Here is an 8,033-nt window from a genome sequence, read left to right as displayed (position 1 = left end):
TGCAAACCCTCGAGCTAACCGATAAACTCAAAGGCGCCATTGATCCGCAGTATATCCTCCATAACACCATGGGGCCGCTCTCGCTCCGGGGCTGGTTGTACTACCTCTACCTTCACGCCGACTGGGAAAGCCGCCGACTGCGCTAACCCGGAGCAGTGGCAGGGATCAAAACCAGGTTTTCGGGTAGAAAACTGTTGACCCATCGCTAGACCCCAGGCTCCATCCTCGGTACTCTAAAGGTATGCGGCTCAAGGCCAAGCTCTGGCTGGAGTCCGATTCCGGCGACTTCCTGCTGGGGCCGGGCACGTTGCGCCTGCTGTTGGCGGTAGCCGAAAAAGGCAGCCTCAAAGCGGGGGCTTGTGCCATCGGACTGAGCTACCGGGCGGCCTGGGATAGGCTCAAAAAAGCAGAAGAGGGGCTGGGTTTTGCTTTGTTGGAGCGCCACTCTGGAGGCGAAGGAGGCGGAGGCAGCACCCTCACGGCAGAGGCGCTGGGGCTGGTCGAGCGCTATCGCTTCTTTTTGCAGGGCCTGGAGGGTGAGCTCGAGGCTCGCATTACCGAGGCTTTTGCAGGCTGGTCAAAGGCCACGCAAGATTTGCAAAACGTCAAGCAAAAAGGCAATAAGTAACCATTCTTACAAGTACAATCTACAAGGATACTGGCTATTTCTGTAAAACGTTGACAAATAGTTTACTCTATGTTACCATTTTTGTGCCAGACGCTTCATGAGCCACTCCCCGGTTACCAGGCCGGGGAGTCCTCCTTTGGTGGCGAGGTGCGATCTGCAGAAGAAAACTCCCCTCTGCAGGAGGGGAGGTGCAGGCTCACCTGCCAGGTTCGGTATCAGGGTGGTTTTCAGTGTTGATTGCATCCCTGCGGGCTTCGAAAACCACCCCTTTGCCGCCTCTGGGTTCCGTGAAAGGATGCACCCTGGACGGCAACCGCCCCTAGATTTCCGGATTAAAGGCTGCTGGAGCTACGGCTTCGGGATGTTTGGTCTTGGCGATAATTTCGCGGACACGCTCACCCTGTACGATTTCCGACTCTAAGAGTTCCTCGGCCAGACGGTGCAGGGCCTCGGCATTGCTGGACAAGACTTGTTTTGCTTTTTCGTAAGCCCGATCCAGAATGGCCTGGATATCAGAATCAATCAGGCGGCTGGTTTCTTCGGAGTGGTCTTGCTTCTTGGCGATTTCTTCTCCCAGGAAAATCGGCCCCTGGTTGGAACCCCAGGCCACGTTCTTGAAGTGTTCGCCCATGCCCCAGTCCAATACCATCTGCTTGGCCAGGCCGGTGGCTTGTTTGAAATCGTTGGAGGCGCCAGTGGTGATAGTGCCGACAAATAACTCCTCGGCGGCCCGCCCTGCCAGGGTCATGGCCAGGGTGTCCTCGAGGTGTTCCTTGCTCATCAGGATGCGTTCCTCGGGCTTGCTCCACCGCACGCCCAGGGCCATGCCGCGTGGCACAATCGAGACTTTCTCAGTCTTGTCCGCATAGGGCAACACCTCGCCCGCAATGGCGTGACCCGCTTCGTGGAAGGCCACGGCCCGTTTTTCCTGCTCATTGAGCTTGAGGGTTCCCCGCTCCAAACCCAGCATGATTTTGTCCAGAGCGGTTTGGAAGTGTACATTAGCAATCTCGGTGGCGTTTTCGCGGGCCGCTTGCAGGGCAGCCTCGTTCACCAGGTTTTTCAGGTCGGCCCCGCTAAACTGCGGTGTGAGGCGGGCCAGGTTGCTTACTTCCACATCCGGGGCGAATTTCTTGTTCCGCATGTGCACGGCCAGGATTTCCTTGCGCTCTTCCAGCGTGGGCAGTCCGATCACAACCTGGCGGTCAAAGCGTCCAGGGCGCAACAGGGCCGCATCCAGAATATCGGGTCGGTTGGTTGCGGCCAGCACGATCACGCTGGTATCCTTCTCGAAGCCATCCATCTCCGAGAGGATCTGGTTGAGGGTTTGCTCCCGCTCGTCGTGGCCTCCCCCAATGCCAGCACCGCGCTTGCGCCCGATAGAGTCGGGCTCGTCAATGAAGATGATGGCCGGGGCGTTGCGGCGGGCTTCCTCAAACAGGGTGCGCACCCGGCTGGCACCCACACCCACAAACATCTCCATAAACTCCGAGGCCGAAACCGAGAAAAAAGGTACTTCAGCCTCACCGGCCACCGCGCGGGTCAGCAAGGTTTTACCAGTGCCGGGTGGCCCCACCAGCAGCACCCCTTTGGGAATCTCAGCCCCAATGGCGATATATTTTTGCGGATGCTTGAGAAAATCCACCACTTCCATCAGTTCGCGCTTGGCCTCGGAGTGCCCGGCTACATCTTTGAAGGTGGTGTTGACCCGTTTTTCCTTGCCATACTGACGGGCGCGGCTCTGCCCAAACTGCATGACCTGCCCTGCGCCCCCTTGTGAACGCATGAAGAAGAACCACCAGAAGCCAATCAGGAGCAGAATCGGCAACAATGCAAAGAGAACCTGCCCCCAGATGCTGGGAGGACGGTTGGTGATTTCGACCTGGTGCTGGCGTAGCAGATTGGTGAACTGTGGGTCGGCGAAACCCGGGGGGAGTGCAACCACCGTAAAGCGGTCTACGGTCTCGGTGGCATCACCGACCTGAATCCGCTCGGGGGCTTTGAAATAGCCGTTAATGCGACCTTCCTGCAGTACCACCCGTGCGACCTTTCCTTGCTCGACATGGGCAATGAAATCACTGTAGGAAACTGTGGTTCGGGCGGCATTGCCACCACCAAATATGGTAAAGAGCCAGTAGGCCAGGATGACGATAATGACCAAGCTCCAGGGATTGATGCGCGTAGGCAAACCATGACCTCCATTAAGTACCCGCCAGGCGGGTGATGCATAATCCACCGATTATATAACGGCGAGAGGACGCACCTTAACTGAGTATATGGTACTCAATCCCAGGATGAGGAATGAGTCCCAGGGCGTAAAGCGGGTAGGGGAGAGGGTTTGCCGGGTGGAGATGGGGGCTGGGAAGCGAATGAGAAGAGGGCCTGGGGGTTTAGCACGGTTCTCTGCTGGCAGTTGACAAGTAGCATACCGCCTATCGTTTATCCCTCACCGCTCATCGCTTTCAGCTTTATGATGGGGGCAATGCAAGTGGTTCTCGAGGCCCTCCATCAAGGCGACTACGACACGGCGTTTGAAACGCTGGTACGCACTTTGGCGCTGGCTCAGGGGCAGGATGCAGCGGAGGCGGCCTTGTTACTGGCCGAGGCTTATTCGCTGTATGGGGAAGGGGGCATCGAAGGGGCCAACCGGGCGCTGGAGGAAGGACTGGTGAGCGTGCCCACCCTCGAGTCCCACCCGCGTTACCGCTCGATTCTGGGCGAGATGCGGGCGCTGGAGGGGGCCCCGGAAGAGGATGTGCGGCAAATCCTGACCAAGACCAGCGACCCCCATGCGCTTTACCACCAGGCTCAGGCGCTGATGTACCTGGGGTTGCCGGAGGAAGCGCTGGAGGTTTTGAATCAACCCCTCGAGCTGCCCGCTTTCCTGGCCTGGCGAGCGCATACTTTGCAGGGCAAGGCCTACGAGCGGATGGGGCAGGCTGCCGAGGCTGCGGCAGCCTACAAAGAGGCTTCGCGGCTGGCCGTGGGTCTGGAACACTACTGGAACCTGATAGATGCCTCGGCGATGTTTGTGGAGGCTGGACTGGGCCACGAGGCCCTGCAAGCCCTGCGGGAAGCACAGCCAGACATTCCCGAACTCGAAGACCCCGAAGATGCGGCTACCCGGTACTACCTCGAGGCCCGCAGCCAGCTTTTGCTGGGCAACCCCGGCCTGGCCCTGGATGCCATCCAGCGGGCTTTGGAAAAAGAACGCGAGGGAGCCGAACCTGCCCACGGAACCCCCCTGGTGCACGGGCAGGCCCTGATGCAATTGGGCCATCCCCGCGAGGCTATCGAGGCTTTCCGAGAGGCGGTGGGGCGGGCCGAAGACTCCGACAAAAGCTATGCCCTGCATGAGCTGGCGGTAGCCTATCTCGAGTCCGGTGAGCTGGCTGAGGCCGAGTCTACCCTGCGCGAGGTTATGCGCGACCCCGAGTATGGCTACCAGGGTGAAGCCTATGGTGATCTGGCCGAAATTCTCTATCGTCTGGGCCGCTACGAAGAAGCCTCGCAGGCTGCCCACGAGGCCATTCGGCTGGGCAGCCTGAGCGCTGGACATCTGATTCTGGGTAATCTGGCCTGCGATTTACTGCATTTAGAAGAAGCGCTCGAGCACTACGCCCTGGCCAGTGAAGAGGCCCCCGAAGGTAGCCGCGACTGGGTTACGGCCCAGCAAATGGCGGTGGATACCCTGGCCCAGTTGGGCTTTCGCCGCCCCGATGAAATTATCTCACGCAGTGAGGCTGTGTTGCCCTACCTGCACCCCGCCGATGAATGGCATCAAACCCTTAACAACTACGCCGAACGCGCCCGAAATATGATAGGTGGAAATCGGACGTTGAATTGACGCATACGTAGAATCTGGCGACTGCATCTGAGCTGTGCCAAAGTTGAGTTGGTCATACCTGTAGAGCCCATCTGCCAGAATGTTCGTCACGGGCGCAGTACCCAGGTGTGTGCCGAGCTGGATGCAGGGACATACCCTGGAAGCACCAGGACGCATTCTTTCAGTAGCCGCTGCTCAGCTCAGCCTGGGCCTCGCTGGCCTGGCCGGCTTTGCGGGTTTTAAAGTCCTCGAGGATGGCTTGTGTTGCTGTTGCACCCACACGGGTTGTCCCGATCCGCATGACCTCCAATAGAGCATCCAGGGTGCGAACCCCACCTGCGGCTTTGATCTGTACACGGGGCGAGACGGTTTCGCGCATCAGCTGGAGATCTTCTAGCGTAGCACCGCTAGGGGCGAAGCCGGTAGAGGTCTTAACGAACTCGGCCCCCGCCTGCTCGGTGAGTTGATAGCCCAGCACTTTTTGGGTGTGGTTGAGGTAGGCATTTTCCAGAATCACCTTCACGATGGAGCCGCCTGCATGTGCTGCTTCCACCACCGCTCGAATGTCATCGAGTACGTATTCGGATCGGCTCGAGCGCAAGCGCCCAATATTAACCACCATGTCTAATTCCACCGCACCCTGCTCCATAGCCAGCCGGGCCTCGAATACTTTGGTTGCGGTGGCAGAGCTTCCATGGGGAAAACCTACCACAGTTCCGACCCGCACGCCGCTACCCTCGAGGGCCTGTGCAGCTATTTCCACATCACATGGCTTTACACATACCGAGGCCACCTCGTAACGGCGCGCAAGCTCACAGCCAGCTATCACTTCATCTACGGTAAGCTCGAGGCGCAGCAACGAGTGATCAATCATCTTTGCTACCTGGGTATAGCTGAGGGTTTCAATACCGATTTCTTTCATCGGAGCCTACCTTCCAGATACCGGATGGATTGTGCTTGGGATTCGGCCATGTCATCCATGTGCGATTGCAGCTAGTTTGTAGACTAGTCATGCGCAACAAAACTTCCCGGGCGCCGTCCTCGCCTAAATACCAGAAGCAGAACCAGCAGGTTGGGCCCCTGCACGATTTGCCGCCCAAAACTCGAGCAGACCCAGCGCCCCTTGGCATGGGGTCGAAGGGGGTGCCTGCAATCCGCCAGGACTTCACAGCGCTCCTTTGAATCCTTTCAGTTGAATGGGCTGGTTAAGCCTTGCACTTTGGTAGGAGGCTAGCACCAGGCGCACGGCTTCCAGGCCGTCCTCGCCGCTGCAAATCACCGGGCGTTCGCCGCGAATGGCCGCCAGGAAGTTACCCACATGCCGGGTGTGGCTGGGTTCTCCGGCAAAGTCGTAGAGGGCCACGTCGGGTTCGGCCCAGGTGGTGCCGGGAGAGACCCGGAAACTATGGCGCAGCACCGGCTTGCCGTAGCGGTTGGTGTACTCGAGCGCCCCCTGGGTGCCGTAGATCCAGAAACCCTCCTCCCAGCCGGTAGCCGACCAGGAAGCCTCCACCTCACCGATGGCTCCACTGGTAAATCGCAGCGAGGCATGGGCGGTGTCCTCTACCTCGATGCCAAATTTCAAAGCGCCCATGCGGGCATAGACTTCTTGTACCGGGCCGCCAAAGTAGCGGGCCAGGTCGAGCATGTGGCAGCCATTGTCCAGCAAGGTACCCCCACCGGCCAGGTTTTTTTTGCCAAAGGAATCTCGCACCTGGGGGCTGCCTCCCCAGTCGTGGGCCTGACGCAGCCGGATAAAAGTCACCCGACCCAGCGCACCGCTGTCCAGAATCTGCCTGGCCTTGAAAGCAGCTCCATTGGAGCGCAGATGGTGGTTGACCTGAAGCGTTACGCTGGCCTTGGCCGCAGCCTTGACCATGGCGGTAGCTTCCCCAAGAGAGAGTGAGAGGGGCTTTTCGCAGAGGATGTGCTTGCCCGCCCTGGCTGCTGCAATCGTAGCGGAATAATGCAGGGCGTTGGGGGTGCAGACCGAGACCGCTTCAATCTCTGGTAGCTTCAAAAGGTCGCGATAATCCGTGAAGGCATGGGGAATATTCCACTCGAGCTGGCGGGCTTCCAGGGCCGCGGGGTTGATGTCGGCAATTGCTACCACCCTGGCTCCATTGGCCAGATAGCCCTTGTGGTGAGTCCCGGCAATTCCGCCCGCACCGATAAGGCCGACTTTCATAGCTGCTCCAGAGGGGCGCGGTTGGGGGCCTGGGTCACGTTCAGGTTGACCCGCTGCCTGGCCCAGACGCAGGCATTGGCCAGGATGCGCAGGATCTGGGGGTCGTGGTAGGTGGGGAAGGTCTCGTGGCCGGGGCGGAAGTAAAAAATACGACCATGACCCCTTGTCCAGGTGCAGGCGCTTCGAAATACCTCCCCTCCCTGGAACCAGGAGATCATCAAGAGTTCGTCGGGCTCGGGGATGTCAAAACGTTCGCCATACATCTCCTCCTGGGGCAGCTCGATGTACTCCGGGATGCCCTGCAGGATGGGGTGATCGGGGCGCAGGTTCCATAGTCGCTCTCGTTCACCGGCCTCGCGCCACTTGAGGCTGCAAAAAGTGCCCATCAGGCGCTTGAATACCCTGGCATAGTGGCCTGAGTGGAGCACGATCAGGCCCATGCCTGATAGCACCCGCAACTGCACCCGCTCCACCACTGCATCGCTTACCTGATCGTGGGCCAGATGCCCCCACCACAGCAGCACCTCGGTGGAATCCAGCACTGCTTGACTCAGCCCGTGCTCGAGGTCGCCCAGGGTGGCGGTTTGAATCTTGAAATTGCCTAGACCCTGCAACCCTTTGGCAATGGCGCCATGGATGCCCTCGGGGTAGATCTTGCGCACGACTTCGTTTCTCCGCTCGTGCAGATGTTCGTTCCAGATGGTGACGTTTACCATAAGGATTCATTTATACCGTGTTTTAGCCCGGGTTGGATGGGCCGATTGGCTTGCAGGTGCTGCTCTGCCGCATAAACAGTTGCGCCTGTTACGCCGGGTTCATCCCTTGAGCAGGTTTGGTGGGTAGCGTATTCAAAGGTTCGCGTACCATGAACGGATTAGACCGTAATGCTTTGAAGCTTTCGCAATGCCGTTTATGGTTGTGCCTGGCAGCCTCAATGCAAAACGGCCCCTTGACGGTAATGGTAGCCTGGTTTTGTTTCTTAGCTCTGGCCAGCACTTCCGAGCGCAGTAAGGGCTCAGCAGTGATCCAGCGGTTGAGACACTGCCGGGCTAGAGCAGAGGACTCGAGTTCAACCATGGTGAGCCAACGCAACTTTTGCATACCTGAGAACATCGGGTTTTCATTTACGATGTACCTGGAGCGGTTTTCAGAATGAAAACCACGGTCTGCCGAGACCAAAATGCAGTACAGGGCATATTTTATGCCGCGGGGGCAGCGGCGAAAATAGCAAACACCGCGACAGGAGGAACGCATGGGGCAAAAAGTGGGGGTTGTGGGGACTGGTTTTATTGGCCCAGTGCATGTGGAGGCCTTGCGGCGGCTGGGCGTAGAGGTCAAGGGGGTTCTGGGCTCTTCACCCTCTAAATCAGAGTCCGCTGCCCAGAAATTGG

At 58.7% G+C, this 8,033-nt stretch carries 7 protein-coding genes; 3 read left to right on the top strand and 4 right to left on the bottom strand.

Going from position 1 to position 8,033, the window contains the following annotated elements; all coding sequences use genetic code 11:
- Positions 1-241 precede the first annotated feature (241 nt).
- Positions 242-628, top strand: coding sequence for a LysR family transcriptional regulator (locus tag Q0288_RS04140; RefSeq protein ID WP_299427613.1), 387 nt, complete (start codon positions 242-244; stop codon positions 626-628).
- Positions 629-947: 319 nt separating this feature from the next.
- Here the strand turns inward: Q0288_RS04140 and ftsH are convergent, their stop codons facing one another.
- A complete protein-coding gene (gene ftsH, locus Q0288_RS04135) occupies positions 948-2,816 on the bottom strand; it encodes an ATP-dependent zinc metalloprotease FtsH (protein WP_299427610.1) in 1,869 nt (622 codons plus the stop codon).
- Between the two features lie 294 nt (positions 2,817-3,110).
- Between ftsH and Q0288_RS04130 the strand changes: the two genes are divergently transcribed.
- Positions 3,111-4,475 carry a tetratricopeptide repeat protein gene (locus Q0288_RS04130; RefSeq protein WP_299427607.1) on the top strand — a complete coding sequence of 455 codons (1,365 nt, stop codon included), beginning with the start codon at positions 3,111-3,113 and terminating at the stop codon, positions 4,473-4,475.
- Between the two features lie 160 nt (positions 4,476-4,635).
- Here the strand turns inward: Q0288_RS04130 and deoC are convergent, their stop codons facing one another.
- The 3 genes from deoC to Q0288_RS04115 form a co-directional block, all read right to left on the bottom strand.
- Positions 4,636-5,376: a deoxyribose-phosphate aldolase gene (gene deoC, locus Q0288_RS04125; protein WP_299427604.1), complete on the bottom strand. Its 741-nt coding sequence runs from the start codon at positions 5,374-5,376 to the stop codon at positions 4,636-4,638.
- A 243-nt stretch (positions 5,377-5,619) separates the two neighbouring features.
- On the bottom strand, positions 5,620-6,642 hold the full coding sequence (locus Q0288_RS04120; RefSeq protein ID WP_299427602.1) for a Gfo/Idh/MocA family oxidoreductase: 1,023 nt from the start codon (positions 6,640-6,642) through the stop codon (positions 5,620-5,622).
- Complete coding sequence (locus tag Q0288_RS04115) at positions 6,639-7,358, bottom strand: ThuA domain-containing protein (protein ID WP_299427599.1); 720 nt, start codon at positions 7,356-7,358, stop codon at positions 6,639-6,641. The genes Q0288_RS04120 and Q0288_RS04115 overlap by 4 nt, the downstream gene beginning before the upstream one ends.
- Before the next feature lie 536 nt (positions 7,359-7,894).
- On the opposite strand from Q0288_RS04115, the gene Q0288_RS18035 reads away from it, so the two are divergent.
- A partial coding sequence (locus Q0288_RS18035) for a Gfo/Idh/MocA family oxidoreductase (RefSeq protein ID WP_366914725.1) occupies positions 7,895-8,033 on the top strand: 139 nt, incomplete at its 3' end.

Origin of the sequence: uncultured Meiothermus sp., assembly GCF_937863175.1 — a bacterium.
GTDB lineage: Bacteria > Deinococcota > Deinococci > Deinococcales > Thermaceae > Meiothermus.
This window is presented reverse-complemented; position numbering and strand designations above follow the sequence as displayed.

Excerpts from the sequence above, each read along its gene's own strand:
- Q0288_RS04140 (WP_299427613.1), top strand. The coding sequence starts at position 242 with ATGCGGCTCAAGGCCAAGCTCTGGCTGGAGTCCGATTCCGGCGACTTC.
- Q0288_RS04130 (WP_299427607.1), top strand. The coding sequence starts at position 3,111 with ATGCAAGTGGTTCTCGAGGCCCTCCATCAAGGCGACTACGACACGGCG.
- deoC (WP_299427604.1), bottom strand. The coding sequence starts at position 5,376 with ATGAAAGAAATCGGTATTGAAACCCTCAGCTATACCCAGGTAGCAAAG.
- Q0288_RS04120 (WP_299427602.1), bottom strand. The coding sequence starts at position 6,642 with ATGAAAGTCGGCCTTATCGGTGCGGGCGGAATTGCCGGGACTCACCAC.
- Q0288_RS04115 (WP_299427599.1), bottom strand. The coding sequence starts at position 7,358 with ATGGTAAACGTCACCATCTGGAACGAACATCTGCACGAGCGGAGAAAC.